Source organism: Pseudomonas sp. MAG733B (assembly GCF_036884845.1).
Classification (GTDB): Bacteria; Pseudomonadota; Gammaproteobacteria; order Pseudomonadales; family Pseudomonadaceae; genus Aquipseudomonas.
Map to the genome: position 1 here is coordinate 1560355 of NZ_CP145732.1, position 26117 is coordinate 1586471.

Annotated in this window: 24 protein-coding genes and 1 pseudogene; 17 read left to right on the forward strand and 8 right to left on the reverse strand. The window is 59.5% G+C overall.

Features of this window, described 5'->3' with window-relative positions:
- The first annotated feature begins 2 nt into the window (after positions 1-2).
- The 3 genes from cyoE to V6Z53_RS07065 all read left to right on the forward strand — a co-directional run bounded on the left by cyoE (position 3) and on the right by V6Z53_RS07065 (position 2455).
- Positions 3-890 carry a heme o synthase gene (gene cyoE, locus V6Z53_RS07055; protein WP_338584830.1) on the forward strand — a complete coding sequence of 296 codons (888 nt, stop codon included), beginning with the start codon at positions 3-5 and terminating at the stop codon, positions 888-890.
- 490 nt (positions 891-1380) lie between these two features.
- Positions 1381-2019, forward strand: a complete 639-nt coding sequence (locus V6Z53_RS07060; protein ID WP_338584832.1) for a DUF6036 family nucleotidyltransferase — start codon at positions 1381-1383, stop codon at positions 2017-2019.
- On the forward strand, positions 2003-2455 hold the full coding sequence (locus V6Z53_RS07065) for a hypothetical protein (protein ID WP_338584833.1): 453 nt from the start codon (positions 2003-2005) through the stop codon (positions 2453-2455). The genes V6Z53_RS07060 and V6Z53_RS07065 overlap by 17 nt, the downstream gene beginning before the upstream one ends.
- A 275-nt stretch (positions 2456-2730) precedes the next feature.
- Here V6Z53_RS07065 and V6Z53_RS07070 read toward each other — a convergent pair whose 3' ends face one another.
- A complete protein-coding gene (locus tag V6Z53_RS07070; protein WP_338584834.1) occupies positions 2731-4149 on the reverse strand; it encodes a PLP-dependent aminotransferase family protein in 1419 nt (472 codons plus the stop codon).
- A gap of 153 nt (positions 4150-4302) precedes the next feature.
- Between V6Z53_RS07070 and V6Z53_RS07075 the strand changes: the two genes are divergently transcribed.
- The 10 genes from V6Z53_RS07075 (at position 4303) to V6Z53_RS07120 (ending at position 13606) form a co-directional block, all read left to right on the forward strand.
- A complete protein-coding gene (locus V6Z53_RS07075) occupies positions 4303-5403 on the forward strand; it encodes a hypothetical protein (protein ID WP_338584835.1) in 1101 nt (366 codons plus the stop codon).
- 42 nt (positions 5404-5445) lie between these two features.
- The gene (locus tag V6Z53_RS07080) at positions 5446-6726 is read left to right on the forward strand and encodes a biotin carboxylase (protein ID WP_338584836.1); all 1281 of its coding nucleotides are present in this window, start codon (positions 5446-5448) and stop codon (positions 6724-6726) included.
- Positions 6727-6787: 61 nt separating this feature from the next.
- Entirely contained in the window at positions 6788-7282 is a 495-nt protein-coding gene (locus V6Z53_RS07085; protein WP_338584837.1) for a RidA family protein, read from the forward strand.
- A gap of 83 nt (positions 7283-7365) precedes the next feature.
- Positions 7366-7851: a cupin domain-containing protein gene (locus V6Z53_RS07090; RefSeq protein ID WP_338584838.1), complete on the forward strand. Its 486-nt coding sequence runs from the start codon at positions 7366-7368 to the stop codon at positions 7849-7851.
- 211 nt (positions 7852-8062) lie between these two features.
- Positions 8063-8707: a glutathione transferase gene (gene yfcF, locus V6Z53_RS07095; protein ID WP_338584839.1), complete on the forward strand. Its 645-nt coding sequence runs from the start codon at positions 8063-8065 to the stop codon at positions 8705-8707.
- Between the two features lie 21 nt (positions 8708-8728).
- Positions 8729-10081 carry a lysine 2,3-aminomutase gene (locus V6Z53_RS07100; RefSeq protein ID WP_338584840.1) on the forward strand — a complete coding sequence of 451 codons (1353 nt, stop codon included), beginning with the start codon at positions 8729-8731 and terminating at the stop codon, positions 10079-10081.
- A gap of 31 nt (positions 10082-10112) precedes the next feature.
- On the forward strand, positions 10113-10985 hold the full coding sequence (locus V6Z53_RS07105; protein ID WP_338584841.1) for a branched-chain amino acid aminotransferase: 873 nt from the start codon (positions 10113-10115) through the stop codon (positions 10983-10985).
- A gap of 21 nt (positions 10986-11006) precedes the next feature.
- A complete protein-coding gene (locus V6Z53_RS07110; protein WP_338584842.1) occupies positions 11007-11765 on the forward strand; it encodes a TauD/TfdA family dioxygenase in 759 nt (252 codons plus the stop codon).
- Between the two features lie 66 nt (positions 11766-11831).
- Positions 11832-12791, forward strand: coding sequence for a diiron oxygenase (locus V6Z53_RS07115; RefSeq protein WP_338584843.1), 960 nt, complete (start codon positions 11832-11834; stop codon positions 12789-12791).
- Between the two features lie 14 nt (positions 12792-12805).
- A complete protein-coding gene (locus V6Z53_RS07120) occupies positions 12806-13606 on the forward strand; it encodes an N-acyl homoserine lactonase family protein (RefSeq protein WP_338584844.1) in 801 nt (266 codons plus the stop codon).
- 115 nt (positions 13607-13721) lie between these two features.
- Here the strand turns inward: V6Z53_RS07120 and V6Z53_RS07125 are convergent, their stop codons facing one another.
- The 4 genes from V6Z53_RS07125 to V6Z53_RS07140 all read right to left on the reverse strand — a co-directional run bounded on the left by V6Z53_RS07125 (position 13722) and on the right by V6Z53_RS07140 (position 18705).
- Positions 13722-15152, reverse strand: a complete 1431-nt coding sequence (locus tag V6Z53_RS07125; RefSeq protein ID WP_338584845.1) for a PLP-dependent aminotransferase family protein — start codon at positions 15150-15152, stop codon at positions 13722-13724.
- A 326-nt stretch (positions 15153-15478) separates the two neighbouring features.
- Positions 15479-16183, reverse strand: a complete 705-nt coding sequence (locus V6Z53_RS07130) for a hypothetical protein (protein WP_338584846.1) — start codon at positions 16181-16183, stop codon at positions 15479-15481.
- 285 nt (positions 16184-16468) lie between these two features.
- Positions 16469-17989, reverse strand: a complete 1521-nt coding sequence (locus V6Z53_RS07135; protein WP_338584847.1) for a HAMP domain-containing sensor histidine kinase — start codon at positions 17987-17989, stop codon at positions 16469-16471.
- Positions 17986-18705, reverse strand: coding sequence for a response regulator transcription factor (locus tag V6Z53_RS07140; RefSeq protein ID WP_338584848.1), 720 nt, complete (start codon positions 18703-18705; stop codon positions 17986-17988). Before V6Z53_RS07140 ends, V6Z53_RS07135 begins: the two co-directional genes overlap by 4 nt.
- A gap of 279 nt (positions 18706-18984) precedes the next feature.
- On the opposite strand from V6Z53_RS07140, the gene msrB reads away from it, so the two are divergent.
- Genes msrB through msrA form a run of 3 tightly spaced genes read left to right on the forward strand, consistent with a single transcriptional unit; the run spans position 18985 to position 22050 of the window.
- Entirely contained in the window at positions 18985-19503 is a 519-nt protein-coding gene (gene msrB, locus V6Z53_RS07145) for a peptide-methionine (R)-S-oxide reductase MsrB (RefSeq protein WP_338584849.1), read from the forward strand.
- Between the two features lie 33 nt (positions 19504-19536).
- Positions 19537-21312, forward strand: coding sequence for a cytochrome c biogenesis protein DipZ (locus tag V6Z53_RS07150; protein ID WP_338584850.1), 1776 nt, complete (start codon positions 19537-19539; stop codon positions 21310-21312).
- Between the two features lie 30 nt (positions 21313-21342).
- Positions 21343-22050, forward strand: coding sequence for a peptide-methionine (S)-S-oxide reductase MsrA (gene msrA / locus V6Z53_RS07155; protein ID WP_338584851.1), 708 nt, complete (start codon positions 21343-21345; stop codon positions 22048-22050).
- Between the two features lie 4 nt (positions 22051-22054).
- Here the strand turns inward: msrA and V6Z53_RS07160 are convergent.
- Both V6Z53_RS07160 and V6Z53_RS07165 read right to left on the reverse strand, forming a co-directional pair.
- A pseudogene (locus V6Z53_RS07160) lies at positions 22055-23067 on the reverse strand (diguanylate cyclase).
- 61 nt (positions 23068-23128) lie between these two features.
- Positions 23129-24034, reverse strand: a complete 906-nt coding sequence (locus V6Z53_RS07165; protein WP_338584852.1) for a LysR family transcriptional regulator — start codon at positions 24032-24034, stop codon at positions 23129-23131.
- Between the two features lie 102 nt (positions 24035-24136).
- Between V6Z53_RS07165 and V6Z53_RS07170 the strand changes: the two genes are divergently transcribed.
- Complete coding sequence (locus tag V6Z53_RS07170) at positions 24137-25306, forward strand: aspartate aminotransferase family protein (RefSeq protein ID WP_338584853.1); 1170 nt, start codon at positions 24137-24139, stop codon at positions 25304-25306.
- A 247-nt stretch (positions 25307-25553) separates the two neighbouring features.
- Here V6Z53_RS07170 and V6Z53_RS07175 read toward each other — a convergent pair whose 3' ends face one another.
- Positions 25554-26048, reverse strand: a complete 495-nt coding sequence (locus tag V6Z53_RS07175) for an adenylate kinase (protein WP_338584854.1) — start codon at positions 26046-26048, stop codon at positions 25554-25556.
- Positions 26049-26117: the final 69 nt, after the last annotated feature.

Here is a 26117-nt window from a genome sequence, read left to right on the forward strand (position 1 = left end):
CGATGTCGCTCAAGCACTTTATCCAAATCACCAAACCGGGGATCATTTTCGGTAACGTGCTTTCTGTGGCAGGCGGGTTCTTCCTGGCCTCGAAAGGGCATGTCGATCTGGCCGTCTTTCTGGCAGCCATGATCGGCACGTCCCTGGTCGTCGCCTCCGGTTGCGTTTTCAACAACTGCATCGACCGCGACATCGACATCAAGATGGAACGCACCAAGAACCGGGTGCTGGTACAGGGCTTGATCTCCCTGAAACTGGCCCTGATCTATGCGACCGTCCTGGGTGTTCTCGGCGTTGCGTTGTTGTACAAGGTGGCCAACCCGTTGGCCGCTTTGTTCGCGGTGATCGGCTTCGTGATCTACGTCGGCTTCTACAGCCTGTACCTCAAGCGCAAGTCGGTTCACGGCACGCTGGTGGGCAGTCTGTCGGGCGCCATGCCGCCAGTGATTGGTTATGTCGCAGTCAGCAACACCTTCGACATGGCTGCACTGACGCTGCTGGTGATGTTCAGCCTGTGGCAGATGCCGCATTCCTACGCCATCGCGATCTTCCGCTTCAACGATTACCTGGCCGCATCGATTCCGGTGCTGCCAGTGAAGCGCGGGATTCAAGTGGCCAAGAAGCACATCCTGATCTACATCCTGGCCTTCCTCGTGGCGACCTTGATGCTGACCTTCAGCGGCTACGCCGGCATGAGCTACCTCGCCGTCGCCGCGGCCATGGGCATGTACTGGTTGTACATGGCCTGGACCGGCTACAAGGCAGTGGATGACACGGTCTGGGCACGCAAGCTGTTCGTGTTCTCGATCTTCACCATTACCGCGTTGAGCGTGATGATGTCCCTGGACTTCAAAGTGCCGGCCGAGCTGTTGCTGACGTACGCGCCTTAAGGTTTAGACGCTGTAACGAAAAACCCCGCCTTCGAGAGAAGAGCGGGGCTTTTTGTTGGGTGTAAGTCAATCTTAAGTACAACGACGAAAGCCCTGTAGGAGCTGCCGACGGCTGCGATCTTTTGATCTTGTTTCTGGGGGCGGCTGAGGTCGCTAAAGGTCAAAAGATCGCAGCCTTCGGCAGCTCCTACAGGGGCTCTCTGCTTGACGCTAATTTTTGTGGACGTGAGCCGGCTTGCGAATCTGCTAAGAGAAAATGAAGAAGATCTCAAAATCTAAAGATTTTCTTGGCCCGCTAAAGAAAAAAGCGCGGGGCATCTTCATTTCAGCCCGGTTGTTAGAAGATGCGTCGAGCACTTCATCGTGTCGTCGACGGAAAGAATGCCTACGGATTTGCCTGAACTTTCCCACGGGTTTTTCAGGTTGAGGCTCGGAAGTCGCCTCTCTAGCCTCGGGATGCCGTTTTTACAAGCATCCCCGAGGACTTACGATGGAACTGCCAGAGGTAATTACCCCGCGTATTAGTACAGATACAGCGTTGGGGCAGGCTTTGATTTCGATGTTCAAATCTGTCGAAGCGGAACTGGAGCTTGAGAGCGCAGGACCAGGGGCGGTCAAAATTATTCTGTTCGGTGGCTGCGCTGTTCATCTTTACACCCATCATCGTTTTTCCACCGACGTCGATGCAGAAATTTATGAGGCTAATGTTCCCGAAGGCCTGCACTTGCAAACCATGCTCGCAGAAATACCCGAGCAGTTTGTTGATGAGCGATCAGGTCGATTGATGGAGCTGAACTACGACCTGCAATACAACACCAGTTTTGGCCCCATTCATGAGGACTATTGGGAACGAAGCCTTCCCTTTACAGAGTTCCCGGCGGAGTCCCCGCTGCATCTTCATGTTGCGGCGCCTGTCGACATTGCCATCTCCAAGCTGGGCAGGGCGACCGACCAGGACATTGGTGATATCAAGGCACTTCTCAGGGCTGGTTTCATCCTGAGTAGCGAGTTTCGTCGACTGGCATTGCAGGCGATTGATGTATATGTTGGAAACAAGGAGCCACCCATCTCCGTCCTCACAAATATTTTGCATGACTATCTGGAGAGCACAGATGACGAAGCCTCATAGCGGCCACGTCCTCTCATCCGCCTTGGACACGCTGGTAAAAAGACCTTTGAATCAAGCGGATGACGCTGCCCTGGTGAGCGCAGCCAAAGCTGTCTGGTACTCGGACTCAAATCTTGAAACCGAAGTAACCGCTTTTTTGAATTGTCACGCTGATGATGTGGAGGTTCGGCGCGCTGGTTATCTGCTTGAGCGACTCACCCGATTTACCTGTTTGTCTGATCTGCGTGTGTCGGAGACGCTCAATGCCCTCGAGCTTTTGGCGCATTCGACTTCCGTGCAAGCCGTGACGCTACAAACTGTTACGCCATTGCGCCGACGCCGTGATGAGCTTGCTGTCTCTTGGGGGGTGAGTGAAGGCCTCGGCCTGAAAGCCCAAGCCCTCATGCCGTTCCAGACCCGGCATTACGAAGCTGAGCAACGTGCCATGTTTTCCTGAATCCCGGATGCCGTGAAGAGGCCGCATCGTTTGGTCAAAAAGCTGAAACGGCCTGTAGCGTAAAAGCCCTCCCTTCGAGAAAAAGGTGGGGCTTTTTCATACACAATCGTGGCCTTGTGCTCGCCGGGATGCGATTGAACACCGCAACCCCCTGTAGGAGCGAGCCGGCTCCGGGCGGCGTTCCGACGATGGCGGTGTGTCAGGCGACATTGATGCTGGATGTGAAGGCCCCATCGCATGCAGGCTCACTTCTACAAGGGATAGGCGGTGGTCGGTTATTTGTGCGGCTTGTCCAGCAACCGGAAAAACCGCTCGCGCACCTGCACATGATCACTGTGCGCCACGTTGAACCGCAGAAACTGATTGGCATCCGCCGCCTTGCTGAGCATGGTTCCCGGCGCCAGCACCAGTTCGATTTCCAGTCCCTTTCTGGCCAGGCATTCGGCTTTGTATCCCTCCGGCAGTCGAGTCCAGATGTATAACCCTTCCCCCGGCAAGGACGACACCGAACACCCGGCTTCGCCCAGCCACGCCGCCACCCGGCTGTTCGACTCGTAGAGGCGATCCACCGTGCGCCGCATGTGTTTGGTGTAGCTGCCGTCGCTGAGCATGGTGCAGATGATCTGCTCGGCCATTTCCGAGGTCATGCCGCCGCAGGCCATTTTCAGGGTCACCATCCGCGCCGCCAGTTGCGGTGACAGCACCGCGAAGCTGACGCGGCTGTTGGCGGTCAGGGTCTTGGAGAAGCCTGAGACGTAAGAGACATTGTCCAGCCCGCTCGCGGCCAGGCGTGGCGTTCGACGTTGCTGCATGTCGCAGTACAAATCGTCTTCGAGGATGTGGAAGTTGTAGCGATGGCTCAACTCCACCAAGCGGTATACCTGCGCCGAAGTGAACGAATGCCCGGTCGGGTTGTGCAGGGCGTTGTTGGTCATGTAGAGCACGGGACGATGGGCGATCAGCAATTGCTCGAACGCGTCCAGGTCCATGCCGTCACATTCGCGGCGGATGGTGATGACCTTGACCCCGTGCCACGCCAGATTGGTGTGCATCGTGAAGTAGCAAGGGTCGTCGAGCAGCACCGTGTCGCCGGGTTTGACCAGCAGGCGCATCAGCATGTCGATGGCTTGAACAGTGTTGGCGGTGGTGATGATCTGTTCCACCGGCGCTTCGATGCCCAGGGTCGCCATTTTGACCCGCAGCGCCTGGCGCAGTGGCAGGTAACCGCTGGCGTTGCCGTACTCGCCCATGCGCAGGGTGGTCGCGCGAAGCGTTCCGCGCACGGCTTTGAGCAATTCTTCGGCCGGCAACCAGGAGGAAGGCAGGAAACCGGCCCCCGGGCGCAGCGCGCCATTGTCCAGCAGCACCGCGCGGCGCACCACGCTGAGGGTGTCTTGCGGGAGCAGGTCCGGGCCGGCATCGGGCTGGATCGTGGCGCTGGAGCGGTGCACGTAATGCCCAGAACCTTGGCGCGACACCACCAGACCCTTGGCCCGCAAGCGGTCGAGGGCATCGACCACCGTGGATTTGCCCACGTTCATCAAGTCGGAGAGTTCGCGAATCGGCGGCAGCCTGGAGCCGTGGGGCAGGCCGCCCTGACTGATTGCTACGGTCAATTGATCGACGATCTGCTGCACCAGCGGTACACCCGGCTGGAACTCGATGGCGGCGATCACTGCGCGCTGAACCTGCATTTTACTGGTCTCTCCGGCAGTAAAGTTCGTTGGATTCTATACGAACTTGCTCTGATCAAGACAAGCATCTCTTTCTACTATCGCTTTGGAGTGTTTTCGGATTGTCGACCGTTTTGTCGGTCGTTCAGTCACCCAGGTGTATGAGGTGTTGCAATGAGTTTAGAAACAACCGCCGTCGTGGCGAAACCGGTGATCAACCTGCGGTTGTTCACCATTCGGATCATCACGGCCGTTGCGCTGTTCGCGGTGCTGGGCAAGGCCAACGTCTGGCTCGACACCGCCACCAACAGCATTCTGGCCTTGGGTTATCGGGCCTTGTTGTTACTGCTGCCGTTGACGTTGCTGGTCCTCGGTCGCCGTTCCCTAAGCGTCACGTTGCTGTGCGCTGCCGCCGGTCTGGTGCTGCTGGCCGTCACCAGCAACCAGGGCGTTGTCATGTTTGCCGCGGCGTTGTTTGCCTACGGCATTGCGATTGCCGGTTACCTGATCAAGAGCGAAGCGGCGCAGACCAAGGAAGGTGCGGCCTATAACCGTGTGGCCATGAACATGGGCAGCCTGGTGGCCGGTTTGATCCTGCTGTCGCCGTTGCTGACGCCGAGCATGTTTTTCCTCGGTGCCGCCAGTTTCGTCCTGTTGTGCCTGCCCATCGCCATGGGCGCAACCTTCACCACCGAAGCCGCCGTGGCCCGCCCGGTCAGCCAGGAAGGCAGCGGCTGGCGCAACAAACTGCCGTGGGTGATCGCCGGGATCATCATGGGCATCAAGCTGTTTGGTGTGTTCTCGATCCTGCCGCAAGCGATCCTGCTCGAAACCGGCGAATTGCCCGCCTGGTACGGCCTGATGCTGATCCTCAACAGTGCCGTCGTGGTGTTCGCGCAAGTGCCGGTCATGAAACTGATCGAGAGCACCGGGCGCTTCAAGGTCCTGACGGTGATCGGGATCATCGTCGGCGGTTTTGCCGTGCTGTCTTCGCCGGCTGCATTCCACGTCGAAACCCTGGTCGGCGCGCTGATCTGGGTGGCGCTGCTGTCCATCGCCGAGTGCGCGTTCAGCCACCTCGATTACTTCTCGGTCAAGCAGAACAACATGTTCGTCAAGGAAGTGTCCTTGGGCGTCGGTGCCGGGTTGACCGTGTTGATCATGCGGGTCATGCCACCGCCCTACAACGCGTTGTTGCTGGCCGCCATCGGCGCTGCGGGGATCCTGGTCTGGTACTGGCTCAACCGCAAATCCATTGCGTCGTTGCATGACTGACTTATCGCCGTTTCGGTTTTCACTTTGCAAGTCGGGGACATTATGAATACGACTTCATGCGTAGTAGTGGTGGGGTACAACGGCAGTCGGGTCCACGATATCCCGAAGTTGCGAGAACTGTGCAAGTCGCTCTACAACGCTCGTTTGATCCTGCTGGTCGAGCAGATCCAGCCTTTTGACGAACAGGTTGCCGATCACGTTTGCAGCACATCGCTGGCGGAGAAAGACGTCGCGGCTTCGCTGGAACTGGTGGTCGGCTGCCTGAATGCTGACCGCTGGAAGCTGATCGGCGTGCTGCCGTTTTCTGATCGCGGCGTGTTGCTCGGTGCCGCGCTGGCCAGCCATTTCGGCTTGCCCGGCATTACGCCGGCCGAAGCGCGGGCGGGGTTGGACAAGCAGATTTTCCGTCAGCTCGAAGCGGCGGCCAGCACATCTCCTGATGATTATCGCCCAGTGCTTTCCGTACGGATCGAAAGCCTGCCGGAGCTGCGCCAGCGGGTGATCGAACTGGGCGGCAAGGCGTTCATCAAGCCCGCCTGCGAAGGCGCCAGCCGTGGCTGCCGCGTCATCCGTCACCCGACCGAATGCGATGAGGCGTGGCAAGCGCTCAAGCCCTATCGCGAGGGCGGCATCGTACTCGAAGAGTTGATTCAGAACGCCCGTGAATACAGCTGGGATTATGTCGCGGGAAGCACCTGGATCACCGAAAAAACCACCACCGAAGGCGCCTACCGCGCCGAGATCCAGCAAGTGGTGCCTGCACCGTTGGCGGCTGATGCACAGGCTCGATTGATGGCGGCCGGCCGGCACATGGCGGGGCTGGTCGCGCAGGACAACGGTGCCTGGCACAACGAAGTTTTCCACAGGGCCAATCATCGCACCTCGGCCGTCGAAACCAACATGCGCCCCGGTGGCATGCATATCTGGGATCTGGCGTGTCAGGCGTTCGTCGATTTCAACCCGTGGGAACGTTGGGTCCGTTGGGCCGTGGAAGGCCAGGTCGATAGCCATGACCCGGTGCCTCGCGGCTACTGCGGCATTCGCCTGCTGCGGGCTAGCGCCGGTGGCCTCTTGCGCGATGTGCCGGACATCCAGGCCCTGGCCCGATCGCTGGGCATCGAACTGGTGGAGGCGGTGCTGAGCAAGCGTATCGGTGATTCGGTCACTGCCTTGGTGAAAGACAATTTCTCGTTCATCGGCCACATCGTGTTGTTCAACGAGGACTACGAGCGGCTCAATCATGACCTGTTGCGGCTGGCCGAAGCGGTCGAATCACGCGTCGGCATCACCAGCCTGGCACCGTCCGTAAGGGCCGTGGGTTGAGCCGTGGTTTTAGCAGTAGCGATCGATGTTTTTTGCAGTATTGATCAAGAGGGGTTGGTAAATGATTTCGCACATGACCTGTGATGAACGCTTCATCGCGCTGGCACAGGAATTCGGTTATGACATCTACGGCGAGAACACCGCTGGCGGGCATTACGCGCCGCTGATTCGTCACCACGATGAACTGTATATCAGCGGTCTGGTGCCGCGCATGGACGGCAAGATCCACTATCCGGGCCGGGTGGGGCGGGACCTCAACATGGCGGATGCGCAAGCGGCCGCCAGCATCAGTGCGATGCGCGGGTTGGCGCTGATCGTTGATGCCATCGGTTCGCTGGACAAGATCAAGTCGCTGATCCGGGTGACGGTGTATGTGAGGTGCACCGAGGATTTTGTCGACCTCAGCGAAGTCGCCAACGGTGCGTCGGATGTATTCAGTCACGTGCTGGGTGATGCCGGAAAACATACACGGACTACCGTGGGTGTTTACCAGTTGCCAAAAAATGCGGCGATCGAAGTTGATATGATCGTGGCGCTGCGCCCTTCAGCGTTATAAGTAGCGTTGTTCGACTTTACACTGTGGAAGGGTTCGCCTAAGGTTTGGTAACTCAAGTCGGCAGAACAAGTTGGAATCAGCAGATGAATAACGTTCAGGGTGCGTTTTTTTCATATAAAGACTTTCGCCAGAGTTTAGATCGGCAGCCAATCAAACCACGGGTGTGGAAGGCTGCTGAACTTACCGATATGCGTCAGACCCTTGAGGCCAGCGACATCGATATTGTTGCGCTGGCCCACGATAACAACCTCGAAGGTTGCCAATTGACGCCCGGAATGGCGGTGTCCATGCAGTGGCTGGTGCCGGGTTCAACACTCACCGGCCATGCCCATGCTTGGTGGCATCTGTTCATCATCCAATCGGGCTGCGGCGCGTTGACACTGGGCGATGCCGATGAGGTGAGCGTCAGCCCCGGCGACGTGTTGCTGGTGCCGGCCTGGACCCGGCATGGTTTCGTCAACACCAGCGCAACCGAGCCGTTGGCCATGCTCAACCTCAGCAACATGCCGCAGATGGCATTGCTGTCCAACCATGTCGACAACGTTGGCTTGATCCCCCGTCAACGGTAATTTCCCCTCTGCTGCACACCAGGGAGTCCGCGTTCGCTGACTCCCTTTTTCGTTTCTGTCGTGCCCGCAAAAAAGCCTCGTGGTGATTGGCAGGTTCGGATTTCTGTATCGATAGAAACAGATAATTTCTGTATCTGTTCAGAGGGTAATCAACTTAATACGATCGCTTCAAATGCAACGGATTAATGTGCTTAGTGCAAGGGAGCGTTCTATGGAAAGTGCGAAGTTGAAACTGTATCTCGGCGCAGATTATGTCAGCGCTTTTGCGATGTCGGCTTATGTGGCGCTCAAGGAAAAGCAACTTTCGTTTGAGCTTGTAACAGTGGATTTGAAAGCTCGCGAAAACTATCAGGTAAATTATCGCGATCTTTCATTGACCTGCAAAATCCCGGTATTAGTTCACGAAGGTTTTGCGCTGTCGGAATCTTCAGCCATTGCCGAATACCTGGAAGAACTCGCTCCATGCTCGAAAAGAATTTACCCGCAAGACATCAAACAGCGCGCTCGGGCTCGTCAACTTCAGGCCTGGTTGCGCAGCGATCTGCTGGTGGTGCGCAAGGAGCGTCCGTTTGATCTGGTCTATTTCGGCAAGAAGGACACGCCACTGTCCGACGACGCCCGGGCCGCTGTCGACCGACTGTTCTTCGTGGCCGATCACTTGCTGGAAGAGGGTGCTGAGCACCTGTTCGGTGACTGGAGCATCGCCGACACCGACCTGGCAATCATGCTCAACCGACTCGTTGCCAATGGTGACCCGGTGCCTGCGCGACTCGCGGCGTATGTGCGCCGTCAGTGGGATCGCGACAGCGTTCGGGCATGGATGGACATAGAGCGCAAAGCGCCGGCCATCGCGTAAACGACCATCAGGAGCGCGGCCATGCAAGGACTGTCGGAGCACGAACGCTACAAACCCTACAACGCACGCACCATTCGCGACACACCGTACTGGGACAAGCTGACCCCGGCATTGCAGGAAGCCATGACCGTCGTGGCCCGGGTCATGCCGTTTCGCACCAACGAATACGTACTGGGGACGCTGATCGACTGGAACAACATCCCGGACGATCCGATTTTTCGCATGACCTTTCCCCACAAGGACATGTTGCTGGCGGATGAATACGCATCGCTCAAGCAACTGATCGACCAGGATGACGCCGCTGCGATCAAACGGCGGATCGAAGCGATCTGGTTGCGCATGAACCCGCATCCGGCCGGGCAACTGACGCACAACGGCGCGACCCTCGACGGAAAAGTCCTCGCGGGCATTCAGCACAAGTACCGCGAGACCGTGTTGTTTTTCCCCGGTGCCGGTCAGACGTGTCATGCGTACTGCACGTTCTGTTTCCGCTGGGCGCAGTTCATCGGTGAAGAAGAGCTCAAGTTCAACGCCCGTGAGTCCCAGGAGCTGGTGAGTTACCTGCAAGTGCACACCGAAGTCACCGACGTGCTGATCACCGGCGGCGATCCGATGATCATGAACACCCGTTCGCTGGCCGGATACATCGAGCCGCTGCTGGCGCTGCCGCACATCAAGAGCATCCGCATCGGCACCAAATCCGTGGCGTACTGGCCGCAGCGATTTGTCAGCGACAAGGACGCGCCCGAGTTGCTCGAACTGTTCCGGCGGATCATCGCGGCGGGGAAAAACCTCTCGGTCATGGGCCACTACAACCACCCGGTGGAGATCCGCCAGGACATCGCCCGCCAGGCTGTCGAACGTATTCGCTCCACGGGTGCAACGTTGCGCATGCAAGCACCGGTGATTCGCCACATCAACGAAAACCCCGCCGATTGGGCGGATCTCTGGACCGAGGGCGTGCGGCTCGGTGCGGTGCCTTATTACATGTTCGTCGAGCGTGACACCGGCCCCAGCCACTACTTCGCGATGCCGTTGGCCCGGGCGTTCGAAATCTTTCAGGCGGCGTACCGCACGGTCTCCGGATTGGCGCGCACGGTGCGCGGGCCTTCCATGAGCACCTTCTACGGCAAGGTGTTGATCAACGGCATCGAGACCGTCGCCGGGGAAAAAGTCTTCGTGCTGCAGTTCCTCCAGGCCCGCGATCCGCAATGGGTGTTGCGCACCTTTTATGCCCGCTTCGACCCGCAGGCGACCTGGTTCGATCAGTTGCGCCCGGCCTTCGGCGAGCGAGCGTTTTTCTTTCAGACCGAGCCGGAGCTTTTGCTGGCAACAGCGCCGGAATTGATACCGGTCCTGCTGCAAACGGCGTAGGACGAATCTTGATTACTGGGGAGATAAGAACATGAGCGGCATCCCGTTTGATCAGCGCGAGGGAATGATCTGGCTCGACGGCGAGTTCGTCGAGTGGTCCCAGGCACGCCTGCATGTGTTGACCCACGGCTTGCATTACGCAAGTACGGTGTACGAAGGGGAGCGCGTGTACAACGGCAAGATCTTCAAGCTGCGCGAACACACCGAGCGCCTGTATCGCTCGGCGCAGTTGATGGATTTTGCCATCCCGTTTGAGCCCGCCGAACTGGAGGCCGCCAGTCACCAATTGCTGCAGCGCAATAACGTTGCCGACGGTTACTTGCGGCCGGTGGCCTGGCGCGGAAGCGAGATGATTTCCACCTCGGCACGCTTCAACCGCGTGCATGTGGCGATCGCCTGTTGGCAGTGGCCGAGCTACTTCGACCCGGCGGCGCGTATGGACGGCATTCGCCTGAAGACGGCGACGTGGCGCCGTCCGCCGCCGAGCAGCAGCCCCTTCGAAGCCAAGGCCTCAGGGCATTACCAGATTGCCACGCTGAGCAAGCACGATGCGGAAAACAATGGTTATCACGACGCCTTGATGCTCGACTGGCGCGGGCGCATCGCCGAAGCCACCAGTGCCAATGTGTTCTTCGTCAAAGGCAGGACGCTGCACACGCCGACGCCGGATTGTTTTCTCGATGGCATCACGCGCCAGACCGTGATCGAGCTGGCCAAAGCGCTCGACTATCAAGTGGTCGAACGTATGATTTTGCCCACGGAGCTTGGCGACTTCGACGAGTGTTTTCTCACAGGCACCGCCGCCGAAATCACCCCGGTGCAGAGCATCGACGAGCAGCACTACCAACCGGGCGATGCCTGCCGCGATTTGATTGCCGCTTACACCTCAACCGTCAACGCCTGATAAACCGCCGAGAATCTCACCATGTCAGATCAAGGGATTGTTGCGTCCAAACCTTATGTTTCGCTGGGCCATCGCCATGAAGAATTGGCGCGTCGTGGCTGGACGGTGCTTACGCCGGGGGAATTTGCCCACGATGTTGTAGGCACACTGCACGAGTTCGGTCCGGTTATTCCGCAGTTCAACGGGCAGGTAGCGTTTGCCATTACCCGCAAGCCGGGCTACGAAGCCCTGCCGTATTCCCAGAGCATGAACGGCATCGGTCCGCACACCGAAGCGCCGGTGTACGGCCCGCCGCCGCGCTACCTGGCCTTGCACTGCCATAAACAGGCCACGTGCGGTGGCGGGCACACGGGATTGGTGGACGGTTACGCGTTCTTGAAGTCGCTTGAGCACACCGAACCGAAACTGCGTGAATGGCTCGATGACACGCCCGTGGAATTCGTCGCCACCGCCAAGCCGGGTGAACCGGCGCAGACGCGGGTCAGGGAATACATCCTGACGCCTACAGCCGAAGGAGACATTTTCCGCTTCAGCTACAACCAGTTTCACTACGGCGATGTGAATCCGTCGGAGGAAGCTTTGCAGCAGTCGCAAGTCGCCAACAACAACTCGCCACTGGCCAGGTTTGCCGTGCTGGGTGAAGCGTATTTCGTCGAGCACAACGTTCCGGTGCTGATTCCCGACGGATGCATGCTGATTTGGGACAACTGGCGGATGATTCACGCCCGCAGCCGATACACTGACCCGGCGCGCAACCTGACCCGCTACTGGCTGGCCTGATTCTTCCGTCGCCCTTCATTCTTTTGGCGTACCCCTCGCGGGTACGCGTCTTACAGGTATTGCGTCATGCAAACAGCAATCGAGATCGCCCAGGTCGATCATCAACTGATCATGCGGCTCAATCAGGCCTGGACCAAGCGCGCCACGGTGTGTTCGCCGGACAAGGCCCAGGTCAACGAAGTGTTCGACCCCGCCCGCCCGGATTACCCGGAGTGCATGGTGCCGTTTTTTCATCATCCGAAATTCCAGGCCTTGAGCGATGAGCTCAAAAGCAGCGTGGTGACCTGGGGCTGGATCGGCTACAACCTGCGCACGGTGACCGCCGAGGAGCACGTGGTGAACCCGGCGCTGAGCGTTATCGCCAACCAGTACCTGGGCAAGGACGACTGGCATTTTCGTGAGGCGATGCAGCAAACTCTGATTGACGAGCACTACCACACGCTTATGCACCTGCGGGCCATCGAGCGAACCAAACTCGATCGCGCACTGGATCGGGATCTGGACTTGCCGCCATCCATCACTTACCTGCGCCTGAAGGCGCTGCGTGAAGAACTGCCCGAACAATGGCAGCGCGATCTGGCGGCGATCACCTTTGCGGTGGTGGCCGAGATCAGCGTCAATGCCTATCTCGACCTGCTGGCGGATGACCAGACCATTCAGCCGCAAAACCGCCGCGTCGCCGAACTGCACAACCGCGACGAGTATGCGCACAGCAAGGTGCTGGCCGAAGTGGCCAAAGTCATGTACGCGAACATGCAGCCTGAGCAGCGGGCGTTTTTCGCCGGTCATTTGTCGGTGGCGCTGAGTGCTTTTATCGCCCAGGACTACTCGATGTGGGAGGCGATTCTGACGCAACTCGGGGTCACGGATGCGGCGTCGATCATTGCCGACACTCGTGAGAGCAACAAGAACGCGACGATCATGCGTGACTACAGTGGCCTGCATAAACTGGCGCACGACCTGGGTATCAGCGAGCAGATCGATTTCGATTTTCGTCCGACCCTCAAAGCCACCGCAGCAGCCTGAGCCCGGAGGTGTCCATGTCCGTTCCCGTGTACGAAGTGTTCGCCATCCGTGTCGGAGCCAACGCCCAACGCACCGCCAGGGAGAATTTTCTCTACGACGCCTGCTGCGGTGATCCGAACGCGCCAATGCCGCTGGATTATTACTTCTGGGTGATTCGCAATGAGCAACAGGTGATCGTGGTCGACACCTGTTTTCAACCGGCCACGGCGGACCGGCGCAACCGCCAGATGTATCGCCTGCCTGAAGAATCCCTACTGCAACTGGACATCGATCCGGCGCAGGTCGAGCATTTAATTCTCACGCATTTGCACTGGGACCATGCCGGCAATCTCGGGTTGTTTCCCAAGGCGACCGTGCATTTGCAGGAAGCGGAACTGCGTTTCTGCACCGGGCCGAAAATGAGCCATCACACGGTGAATAAAACCTACGAGGTCGAGGACGTGATGTCGGCGTTGCCACCGCTGTTCGAAGGGCGGATGCGTTTGCACAACGGCACGGTTGAAGTGATGCCCGGCGTGACGCTGCACGCGGTGGGCGGTCACACGCCGGGCAGTCAGGTGGTGCGGGTGAATACCGAACGCGGCTGGATTGTGCTGGCATCAGATGCGGCGCATTTGTGGGTCAACATCCGCGAGCGCAGTCCGTTTCCGATCATCGACGACCTGGCGCAAAGCCTTGAAGCGTTCAGCGAAATCGACCGTTTGGCCGATAGCGAAGATCACGTTATCCCCGGCCACGATCCGTTGATCGCCGAGCGTTTTCCGCACTGGAATGATGACCCGCATATCATTTGCCTGCACCAGACCCCGATCTAAAGATCACCTCAAACCTGTAGGAGCAAGGCTTGCCCGCGATGACGGCGGCACATCCAACAACGCTGTGTCTGACATACCGCCATCGCGGGCAAGCCTTGCTCCTACAGGGGTTGGGTTAACCCTGAAGTTTGAGCAGTTTCCCCAACGTCTCCAGCGCCCCGTCAATCCTCGGCGAATACGGCGTCCCACATCCAATTCGCACAAAATTCCCGAAGCGTTTGGCGTTGGAAAAGATATCCCCAGGTGAAATCTGGATACCAACGTTCAACGCCTCATGAAAAAGCGCCATGGCCGAATGCCGCGCGGGCAATTCCACCCACAGCAGCGTGCCGCCCTGAGGGTTTGTGACTCGGGTGCCATCGGGAAAGTAGCGAGTGATCGCCGCGCTCATCTGCTGGCGCTGTTGCGTCAGGGTTTTCCTCAAGCGTCGCAGGTAGCGTTCGTAGGAGGGTGTTGCCATGAACGCACTGACCGCCAATTGCGACAACGCTTCGCAACCACGGGACTGGGTGTGCTTGAGCATCTCCAGGCGGTCGTGCCATTTGCCGGCGCTGATCCAGCCCAGGCGCAGGCCGGGTGCCAGGGTTTTGTTCAGCGAAGCGCAATAGATCACGTTGTCGGTGCGGTCCCAGTGCTTGAGGGTGGACAGCGGTTGCTCGGTGTCCACCAGATCACCGTAGGTATCGTCCTCGATCAGCACCGTGTCGTGCTCGGCGCACAGTTTCACCAGTCGAGCCTTGTGGGTGTCGGGCATGATGCTGCCCAGCGGATTGTGCAGGTTGGGCATGACGATCAATGCCTTGATCCGCTCGGGGCCTTGCAGCAGATGTTCGAGCGCCGGCAGGTGAATCCCCGCGTGGGTCGAGGCCGGGACTTCCAGCACCCGCAGGTTCAGGCTTTCGAGAATTTGCAGCAGGCCGTAGAAGGTCGGCGACTCCACGGCCACGGTGTCACCGGGGCGGGTCACGGCACGCAAGGCCAGATTGATCGCTTCGGTGGCGCCGTTGGTGATCACGATGCGCTCGGCCGTCAGGTTGGTTTTGGCGGTCAGCATCCGGCGCGCAAGGACATTGCGCAGCGCAATGTTGCCACTGGTTGGCCCCGTGGTATCGAACACATGCGAGTCTTGGCGCAGCGTCTTGATCATGTTGTCCTGTAGCGTCTTGAGCGGATAGAGCTGCGGCGCGCAGTAGGCGCTGGCGAAATTGACTTTGATCGTCGCGCGCTGACTGGCCTTGAGCACCGAAGACACCTGTTCATGGATACCGACGTAGACACCGGTATCCAGCGGCGGCGGCACGGCGATCAGCGCGGGTTTGCCCGGTGTGTCGGGCTGGCGGATGTAGTTGCCCGAGCGCGGCCGCGCTTCCAGCACGCCATAGTCCTCAAGCTCCCGGCACACCTGCACGGCGGTCGACAGGCTGACGGCATGTTTCTCCATCATCAAGCGGATCGAGGGCATGCGTTCGCCGGTTTTCAGGGTGCCGCTGCGGATGGCGTCCAGGTAATGATTGGCTAACTGACGGTAGAGCGGGAGCGTGTTCATGATGACCTCGGCAGTCGCACCACTGAGGTCTTGGGCTGGAAAGTGAGTCGACGCTTCCCGCAGACGGACTCGTGATGCTGATGGGGGAAGGGAAGTGTTGTTCTGGCGTTGATACTGGAAGAGTAATCGGGGATTCGCCGGAATCGCGGGCAATAAAAAGCCCCGCTCTGGGGCGGGGCTCTGGGTGAGTCGTTGAGGCACATGTGGCGAGGGAGCTTGCTCCCGCTTGAGTGCGGAGCACTCACAAAAATCGGCAAGTAATGTCAGATTTTTGGGGCCGCTTCGCAGCCTAGCGCGAGCAAGCTCGCTCGCCACAACTGGATTTGTTACTGCGCGGCGATGCTATAGCCGTCGAACGCGGTCTGCTGTTGCAGGGCGGTGATGATGTTCTTGCGGTTGACGGCTTGTTCGGCCCCGGCATTGTCCAGGAACGTCTCGCTTTCCAGCTCCGCTTCATCGCCTTCACCGACAAAGGTGAACCCGAGGAATTCCAGGGCTTCACGGTCGACACTCAGGCGCGAGCGCGGGGTGCGCAGCGGCAAGGTCACGCTGATGCCGTCCTTACTGATGGTGAACACTTCGACTTCTTTCTTGGCCTTGGCGGCCTTGCTCTTGCCGCCGCTCGGGTTGCTGATCGCCTGGTGCGTCTGGTTCAGGACTTTCAGGGCCAGGCCGTAGACGATTTCCTGGAACGCCGGGTCGTCCTTGAAGCTGGACAGGATGCGGCCGATCGAGAACTTGCTGCTCAGGTCTTCCAGGGCGGCGATGTCGGCGGCCTCGGCGTCCTTGAGTTGCTTGAGTTCGCCCATCAGTTCGTAGGCTTTGTCATCGTCGAAGCTGTCGTGGGCCTGGCGGATCGCGGCACGCAGTTCGCGGATCTGGTCGCTTTCGCGGGTGGACTGGAAAGCGTCCAGCACCATCTCGCTGATGGTTTTCGCCTGGGACACGTGTTGTGAAAGATTGATGGAGTTTTCGTATTCCGCTTTGGACGACAGGGTGACTACGGATTCAGCGGTGTTGGAATCGGACATTGAAATTTCACTACTTTTTTAGCTTGAATTGGGGCGAGAAAGCACGGGGGCTTTTTCAGGTCGCCTAATCTATTGGACCGGGGCGGCGTTGTCACGACCCAACAGGCCAACGGGCGATTTTGCCGTGAGCGCGACGGGTCGAAAAACTGTGGTGTATTGGCTGGCCTCATCGCTAGCAGGCTAGCTCCCACAGTGGATTTTGGTTGTTCGCAGACCTTGTGCACACCGACTGACTTTGTGGGAGCTAGCCTGCTAGCGATGGGGCCTTATGGGGCACCACAGCTTTCAGGCCTGCCGCGGTGTATTCAGGTTCATCGACCGCACCGCCAGCGTCGACGCCGTCTCTTCATCAACCGGCAATGAAAACCGGAACGTCGCCCCGCGCCCCGGCACATCGATCAACTGAATCTCGCGCCCATGCAATTGCAGGATGCGATGCACAATTCGCAATCCCAACCCGCCATCGCGCCGCGCACCACCGATGTTGAACGGCCGCAAGAACAACCCTTCACGCAATTCCGGGGCAATCCCCGGTCCTGTATCGCTGACGGTCACTTCGATAAACGACCCTTGCGGGCGCAAGCCAAGTTCGACTTCTCCGCCCTGCGGCGTATGGCGCAAAGCGTTATCGAACAGGTTGGTCAGCACTCGCTCGATCAAACCCAGATCGGCGCAGGCCGCTGAAACGTTTGGCGCGAACGTGGCCTTCAGTTCGACCTGACGCGCTTCGGCGGTGAGTTCGAATTTCTGGAAGATGTCCTGGGCCAGATCGGTCAGGGAAAACCGTTCCAGCACCGGCTGCACAAAACCATGCTCCAGCCGCACCAGTTCCAGCAGCGATTGCGCCAGGCCACCGACCTTGCGGCTCTGATCCAGCGCAATGCCCAGATAACGGCGGCGGTCGGCAGGCGACAGCGTGGCGTCCTTGAGTGACAGGGTTTCCAGATAACCGTGCAATGAAGCCAGCGGCGTGCGCAAGTCGTGGGAGATGTTCGCCACCAGTTCACGGCGTTCCTGATCCTGGCGGGTCAACGAACGCCATTGTTCGCCGAGGCGCGCCTGCATCTGCCGGAACGTGGCGTCGAGGATGGCGATTTCATCGTGGCTGGCGGTTTTTTCCGGGGTGAGGGGCAGGGCCGGGGTCACCGGGACGCCGTCGATGTCGAACTGGCTGACGGTTTCGGTCAAGCGGCGCAGCGGCCGGGTGATCAAGGCAAACGCGGTGAGACCGGCAATCAGGCACAGCAGCGCGACCAGTCCGATGGAGAGCAGGGCGGTGTTGAGCGCGGCGCTGGTCGCACCGCGTTCGGCCAATCGATCATGGTCTTCACCGAGCAGCACCACGTAGAGATAACCGGCCGGTTTGCCGTCGACCTTCAGCGGCGCGGCGCTGAACACCTTGCGTGCATCAACGCTGCGCGGGTCGTCGCCGGGAATCGGCAGCGCATCGCCCCGTAGCAGACGCTGGATCGGTGCCAGGTCAACTTTCTCCCGGCGAATTCGGCCTTCGGGCGCGGCGCTGCCGACAATCTTGCCCTCGGTGTCGAGCAGATACACCTCGACACTCGGGTTGACCTGCATCAGCTTGCTGAACAGATCGCGCACGGCATTGGGCATCAGGCCCTGGGTGTCCATCAGCACCGTATCGCGAGCGATGTGTTGCGCCAGGTCGCGGGACAAGCCTTGCACCACTTCCTGTTCATGCATCTGGTTGGAGCGCACTTGCATCCACGCCGACGTGCCGCAGCACACCAGCAGCAACACGGCGAACACCAGCGACAGGCGCTGCGTCAGGGTCAGCCTCATGGCTGCGGCTCCTCACCGGTGGCGAATTTGTAGCCACGACCCCACACCGTGAGGATGCGCACCGGTTGCGCCGGATCGGCCTCGATCTTGGCGCGCAGGCGATTGATGTGGGTGTTGACCGTGTGCTCATAGCCTTCGTGGCTGTAGCCCCACACGGCATTGAGCAGGTCCATGCGCGAAAACACTTTGCCGGGCTGGCGGGCGAAAAAGTACAGCAAGTCGAACTCCCGGGGCGTGAGGTCCAGGCGCCGTCCGTCGAGGGCCACTTCGCGGGTGATCGGGTCGATGGCCAGGCCGTCGATGAGCAGGCTGCCGGCGTCCATCTTCAGGTTGCGCGCCATGGCCTCGACCCGGCGCAACAGCGCTTTGACCCGAGCCACCAGTTCGAGCATGGAAAACGGCTTGGCCAGGTAGTCGTCGGCCCCCAGTTCGAGACCGAGAATCCGGTGCACTTCGCTGGAACGCGCACTGGTGATGATGATCGGTGTGTAGCGCGCCATGGCCCGGGCGCGGCGGCAGATTTCCAGGCCATCGACGCCGGGCAGCATCAGGTCGAGGATCAAGGCGTCCCAGTTGCCTTGCTGCAACAGGCGCATGCCTTCAGTGCCATCGGCACTGTGCACCACCTCGAACTGCTCATCACGCAGATGCAGGCAGATCAGGTCGGCGATGTGCATGTCGTCCTCGACCACGAGGACGCGTTTGGTCTGTTCCATCCTGCTCATCCTTCGGCGCGGCTAAGGTGCAAAAAACTGTGGGAGCGAGCTTGCTCGCGATAGCGGATTCACATTCAACATTCATGGCGGCTGACACAACGCCATCGCGAGCAAGCTCGCTCCCACAGTAATCGCATCCGTTCGAAATCGGCGTTATGCATTGTGCGGGTTTTTCGGGGCTCGAGTTATCACGAATTGTTTAACTTCCCGTGAGGATTTGGCGATCACCCCAAGCCTAGGCTGTGTTCCATGAAACACCCTGGATTTTTGGAGGCGCGCATGTTTTCACGACGGCAATTTCTTGTAGCAAGCGGCGGGCTGGGGGTTGCAGCCCTGGCAATCGGCCTGTTGCCGAAGTTTTCCACAGGCTCGGCATTGATCAGCGAGGCCGACGCAGCGGAGGTGTTCGAAGTGACCCACAGCGACAGCGAATGGCATGCAATCCTCAGCGACGAGCAGTACGAAATCCTCCGCGAAGAAGGCACCGAGCGCGCCTACAGCAGCCCGCTGAACAACGAACACCGCGACGGCACGTTCGCCTGCGCCGGTTGCGACCTGCCGCTGTTCTCCTCGGCGACCAAGTTCGACAGCCGCACCGGTTGGCCGAGTTTCTGGGCACCGCTGGACAAGGCTGTGGCCACCCGTCAGGACCGCACCTTCGGCATGGTCCGCGAAGAAGTGCACTGCCGGCGCTGCGGCGGGCATTTGGGCCATGTCTTTGATGACGGCCCGAAACCCACCGGCCTGCGCTACTGCATGAACGGGTTGTCGATGAAGTTCGAGCCCAAGACCGCCTGATCCATTTCACTCACTTTTGAACAGGTAAACGCCATGTGGCTCCTGATCCTCGCCTATCTCGGTGGTGTGCTGACGATTGTCAGCCCGTGCATTCTGCCGGTACTGCCGTTTGTCTTCGCCCGCACCGGGCAGCCGTTCATGAAGAGTGGTTTGCCGCTGTTGGCGGGGATGGCGCTGACGTTTGCGCTGGTCGCCACGCTGGCGGCGGTGGGTGGCGGTTGGGTGGTGCAACTCAATCAGTATGGGCGCTGGCTGGCGCTGGTGTTCGTCGCGCTGTTCGGCCTGACACTGATGCTGCCGCAACTGGCCGAGCGCCTGACCCGGCCGTTGGTTGCGGCGGGCAGTCGCCTTTCGGAAGCGGCGGGTGCCGATGCGCGGCCGCGTCCCGGTGCTTCGTTCCTGATCGGCGTAGCGACAGGGCTGCTGTGGGCGCCGTGTGCCGGACCGATTCTGGGCCTGTTGCTGACCGGTGCGGCGCTGCAAGGCGCAAGCATTCAAACCACCTTGTTGCTGCTGGCGTACGCTGCCGGTGCGGCGACGTCCCTGGCGTTGGCGTTGCTGTTGGGCGGTAAAGTCTTCACCGCGATGAAGCGTTCGATCGGCGCTGGTGAGTGGGTGCGTCGAGGCCTGGGTGCGGCGATGCTGGCCGGTGTAGCGGCGATTGCGCTGGGGCTGGACACCGGGATTCTGGCGCGGGTTTCGACGGCTTCCACCGGGGGCATTGAGCAAGTGTTGGTGGAACAGTTGGCCGGTAAATCTCCGCGTAACAGCGGGGCGATGATGGCGCAAGATCCTGCCACCGAAGGCGCAATGCAAGTGGCTGAAAAATCCACGGGCACCCTGCCGGTCGAAGGTAACCTGCCGCCGTTGGACGGCGCCGTGCAGTGGCTCAATTCGCCACCGCTCGATGCCCAGGCGTTGAAGGGTAAGGTGGTGCTGGTGGATTTCTGGACCTACTCCTGCATCAACTGCCTGCGCTCGCTGCCCTATGTCAAAGCCTGGGCGGAAAAATATCGCGATCAAGGCCTTGTGGTGATCGGCGTGCACGCACCGGAGTTCGCCTTCGAACGCGACATCAAGAACGTCACCAAAGCCATGAAGGATCTGGGCATCAACTACCCGGTGGCCATCGACAACGAATTCAAGATCTGGCGCGCCTTCAACAACGAATACTGGCCGGCGCACTATTTTGCCGACGCCCAGGGTCGCATCCGTTATCACCATTTTGGCGAAGGCGCGTACGACGAATCAGAGCGGGTCATCCAGCAACTGTTGCGTGAGGCGGGTGCCGCCAAGGTCTCCGACGGACTGATCAATGCCAAGGCCGACGGTGTGCAAATGGCGCCGGACAGCAACGAAGTGCAATCGCCGGAAACCTATGTCGGCTACCAGCGTGCCGAGCATTTCGTGCCGGAAACCGCATTGGTGCCCGACAAGGTCGCCGCCTACAACCCGCCTGCACAATTGGCGCTTAACGATTGGAGCCTGGGCGGCCAATGGCATGTCGGCTCGGAACGCGCCACCGCCAGCGCTGCGGACAGTCGCATCGTTTATCGCTTTCACGCCCGGGATTTGCATCTGGTGCTCGGCCCCGGCGCCGATGGCAAACCGGTGCGCTTCAAGGTGCTGATCGACGGCAAGACCCCGGGCGCTGACCACGGCATGGACGTGGCCCCCGATGGCAGCGGCACCGTGACTGACCAGCGTTTGTATCAATTGGTGCGGCAGAACGGCGGCGTGACTGACCGAACTTTCAGCATCGAGTTTCTTGATCCGGGCGCATCGGCCTACGCCTTTACCTTCGGCTGATTGCCTTTCAATTATTCAGGAGTCCAAATCATGAAAACCCTGTTCACCTGGCGTCGTACGTTGTTGGGGCTGGCTGCTGCCGGTGTCATCAGCCAATGCTCGGCGTTCTCCTTCGGAAGTTCAGAAGAGGCGGTCGTGATTCCGCCGCCCACGCTCGACGAAATCACTCAGGCCCACAGCGAAACCGCAGTCTTTGCCGGCGGTTGTTTCTGGGGCGTCCAAGGGGTGTTTCAACACGTCAAAGGCGTGAAAGATGCTGTCTCCGGTTATGCCGGTGGCGCGGCCAATACGGCGCAGTACGAGCGTGTCAGCAACGGCAATACCGGCCATGCGGAATCGGTCGAAGTGACGTTCGACCCGACTCAGGTCAGCTACGGCACCTTGCTGCAAATCTACTTTTCCGTGGCGCACAACCCGACCGAACTCAACCGTCAGGGGCCGGACACCGGCACGCAATATCGCTCGGCGATTTTCACCAAAAACGCGGAACAGCAAAAAGTCGCGGAGGCATACATTGCCCAGCTCGACGCCGCCAAATCGTTCAGCAAACCGATCGTGACCAAACTGGAAAGCTACAACGGGTTCTACCCGGCTGAAGAGGAACATCAGGATTTTCTGACCGAACATCCGACTTATCCGTACATCGTGATCAACGATCTGCCGAAAGTGGCACAGCTCAAGCAGCTGTACCCGGATCGCTATCAGGACAAACCGGTATTGGTGAAAGACGGTATCTAAGGATTTATCCCGAGATCACATTCTTGCCGGCGATTTTCGAGCGATACAGTGCCTGATCGGCTCGCGCCATCAGGCCGGTCTGTTGCTCTTCATCAAAACGCTGGACCACGCCGAAACTCATGGTCACGTGGAAGTCGCCCACGGGCAGCAATTCAGAAAGGCCATGACGGATTTTTTCGGCGAGAGTCCGGGCTTCGGCCAACGAAGTGTTGGGCAGCGTCATGATGAATTCATCGCCGCCCCAACGGGCCAGCAGGTCGCCTTCACGCACGAAGCGTTTGACGTTCTCGACCACCTGCACCAGCGCGGCATCGCCCAATGCATGGCCGTAGTGATCGTTGATGGTTTTGAAGTCGTCGATGTCCATGGCGATCAGCGACAGTGGCTCGCGAAACCGCTGGGCGCGTTCGCAGGCCTGAGGCAGCACCTGTTCCAGGCGATAGCGATTGGCGATGGCGGTCAGGGTATCGGTTTGCGCCAGTTGCGGTTTTCTTCGAGTTGCAGCTGCAACTGCTGATTGACTCGGGATAACTCCTGAGTGCGCTCTTCGATCAACGCTTCCAGGGAATGATTGCGCCGTTCGAGTTCTTCGAACAGGCGTCGTTTGTCTTCAATGCTGCGGTGTGCGCCGATCATCCGTGCCACTGAACCGTCGGCATTGCGCGCCAGGATGTGGCCGCGATCTTCGATCCACAGGTAATTGCCGTCCTGCATGCGACAGCGGTACTCGGCCTGATAGCCGGGGGCGCGCTGGCTCAGGTAGTCGTCGAACAGGGCCATGACCTGCGGGTAGTCGTCGGGGTGGATGACGTTCTCCCAGGTCAGCACATTGTTGTCCAGGGAGTGCGGCGTATAGCCGAGCATTTCGTACCAGCGCGCCGTGCGGTAGACGAAACCGGTGTTGGCGTTCCAGTCCCAGATGCCGTCGCTGACCAGTTCCAGGATGGTGTGCAGCATGTCGTCATTCATGTCAGCCGCGTTGAACTTCAACGGCTCGATATTCGATGCCTCACCCATCTGTGCTCTCCCTGTCACTGAATCATCAGCCCGCAGATTAGTGCATGGCGCATTCCGCCTGCTAGTGCTTGCCCCACTTCTGCACGGCGAAGTCGACGAAACGACGCAATTTCGGCAGGCGGTAGCGATCCTGAGCGTAAACCAGGTGCATCGGTCGGCTGGGCGGGCAAAAATCGGGCATCAATGCCAACAGTTTTCCGTCCCGCAGATCCTGTTCGACCAGCGCATCGGGCATCATCACGATGCCCATGCCGGTCAGCGCCGCTTGATGCAGCCCGGCCGAGCTGTTGATCAGCATCGGCCCGCTGACCCCCACGCTGACTTCGCCGTCAGGTCCGGCCAGACGCCACTCCTTTTGCACCGATTGCCAGTCATCCCCGGCCGGATAGGCGAAGGACAGGCAATCGTGGTGTCGCAGGTCTTCGGGAGTTTGTGGTGTACCTCGACGGGCCAGATATTCAGGGGATGCGCACATGGTCAGGGTGTAGTCGATCAGCGGACGGGCGATCAGGTTGGAGGGTTCCAGTGCGCCAAGACGAAACGCCACATCCAGACCGTTTTCCAACAGGTCCGGGCGGCGGTTGGTCAGCACCACATCAAGTTTCACTCGCGGGTTTTGCAGGCTGAACTCGCTCAGTGCCGGCGCCAGGCGCTCGGTGCCGAAGGTCAAGGGCGCGGTGATGCGCAAGTTGCCGCTCGGTTCGTCGAGTGCCTGTTCGGCCAGACGTTCGGAGTCCGCCACCAGTCCCAGCACTTCCAGGCAACGCTGGTAATATGCGCTGCCGAATTCCGTCAGACGCTGGCGCCGCGTCGTGCGATTGAGCAGGCGTACACCCAACCGTTGCTCCAGCGCCTTGAGGTGATTGCCGACCATGGTCGTGGACATTTCGCACTGCGAAGCGGCGGCCGTCATGCTGCCGGCCTCCACGACTTTCACGTAAACGCTCATTGCCTGGAACAAGTCCATTATCAAGTCCAACTTTAAAATGATTGAAGTGTTGCAGCGTTTATCCAACTCAGGTGGCTAACCATACTGCAAAAACACCGACAATTGATGGAGCTTGATGTCATGACCGCCGCCTGCCTGATGAGCACTTACCAACCGCTGGCCTTGAGTTTCAACAAGGGCCTGGGCACGCGCCTGTGGGATCAGGCCGGTCGCGAATACCTGGACGCGGTGGCCGGTGTGGCGGTGACCAATGTCGGCCACTCCCATCCGAAAATCGTCGCGGCCATTACTGAGCAGGCCGGGTTGCTGCTGCACACCTCGAACCTCTACAGCATCGACTGGCAACAGCAACTGGCGCAGAAACTCACTCGGCTGGCGGGTATGGACCGGGCATTCTTCAACAACTCCGGGGCTGAGGCCAACGAAACGGCACTGCAAATCGCCCGGTTGTACGGTTGGCACAAAGGCATCGAGCAGCCGTTGGTAGTGGTCATGGAAAACGCCTTCCACGGTCGCACCCTCGGCACTTTGTCCGCCAGCGACGGCCCGGCCGTGCGCCTGGGCTTCAATAAATTGCCGGGCGACTTCATCAAGGTGCCGTTTGGTGATCTCAAGGCTTTGGACAAAATCCAGCAATCCCACGGCTCGCGCATCGTCGCGATCCTGATGGAACCGATCCAGGGCGAAAGCGGCGTGCAACTGGCCCCACCCGGTTATCTCAAAGCGCTGCGCGATCTGTGCAACCGGAACGCATGGCTGCTGATGCTCGACGAAATCCAGACCGGCATCGGCCGCACCGGCCAGTGGTTCGCGTTCCAGCACGAAGGCGTCGTCCCGGACGTCATGACCCTGGCCAAAGGCCTGGGCAACGGCGTGCCCATCGGCGCCTGCCTGGCCCGAGGCAAAGCCGCCGAACTGTTTACGCCGGGTAGCCACGGCAGCACATTCGGCGGCAATCCACTGGCCTGCCGGGTCGGGTGCACCGTGCTGGATATTGTCGAAGAACAAGGTCTACTGGAAAACGCCCGGCTCCAGGGCGAGCGGCTGCTGGACAGATTGCGCATGGAATTGGCCGACAATCCCAATGTGCTGGCGATTCGCGGACAGGGCCTGATGATCGGCATCGAACTCAAACAACCGATCCGCGACCTGAGCCTGATCGCCGCCCGGGATCATGGGTTACTGATCAATGTCACGCGGGGGCAGATCATTCGGCTGTTGCCGCCGCTGACGATTGATGAGCGGGAGGTGGGGATGATTGTCAGGGGATTGAGTCGGGCGATTTCGTAAGTGTTCGAGCGACCTGAGTAATCGTTCAGCATTGGCTTTGGAGCTCAACAGATACGTCGTTTCATCGAACACTTTGGGATTGTCCAGAGTGTTCTTGTTCCTGCTGCTACGGTTCAGTAACCATTGGATAATTCGCATCACCCGCTCCTAATTTAGATAGGCGCTCAGTATCTATTGCCCTTCTATGAGATGTTTCTGTAAGCGTTGTAGTCCCGTTCCGGTTTGGAAAAGGGAGTGCAAAGAATGATCAATCCGAGTTTTGAATCGTGCTGACGAAGTCTGCGATTTCAGCCCGGTCCATCAGTTGAATACTGAATCCGGCAAACCCTTCAAACAGTCGCCGATGCGCCGCAAACCCACTCGACCCATCACGCATTCGATAGCTGCCCGCCCACTCCAGCAACGCAACCAATCGCTCGTCGTCCTTGGTTTCCCGCTGGCGAATATTAGCGACGCACACCTCATCTTCAACGCTTAGCCAGACCAGCGCTGTCGCCCTGTGGATAACTTCGCTGACGATCCAGCCATACACCCCCTCGATCACCCAGCGGGGTTCATCGGCCGCGATACGCGCCATGCCCAAGGCTTCGGCGCGGGGGCGGGGGATGCTGTGTTCGTCGGATAGCCAGTGAATCCGGTCGAGATCGATCCAGGGTACTTGCAGTTGTTCGGCCAGCCTTTGCGCCAGCCAGCTCTTGCCGGAGCCGGAGTTGCCGATGATCAAGGTTCGGGTGAGGTTCATGAACGCCACCGATCAATTGTGGGAGCGGGCTTGCTCGCGAATGCGGTGGGGCAGGTATCACAACAGTGA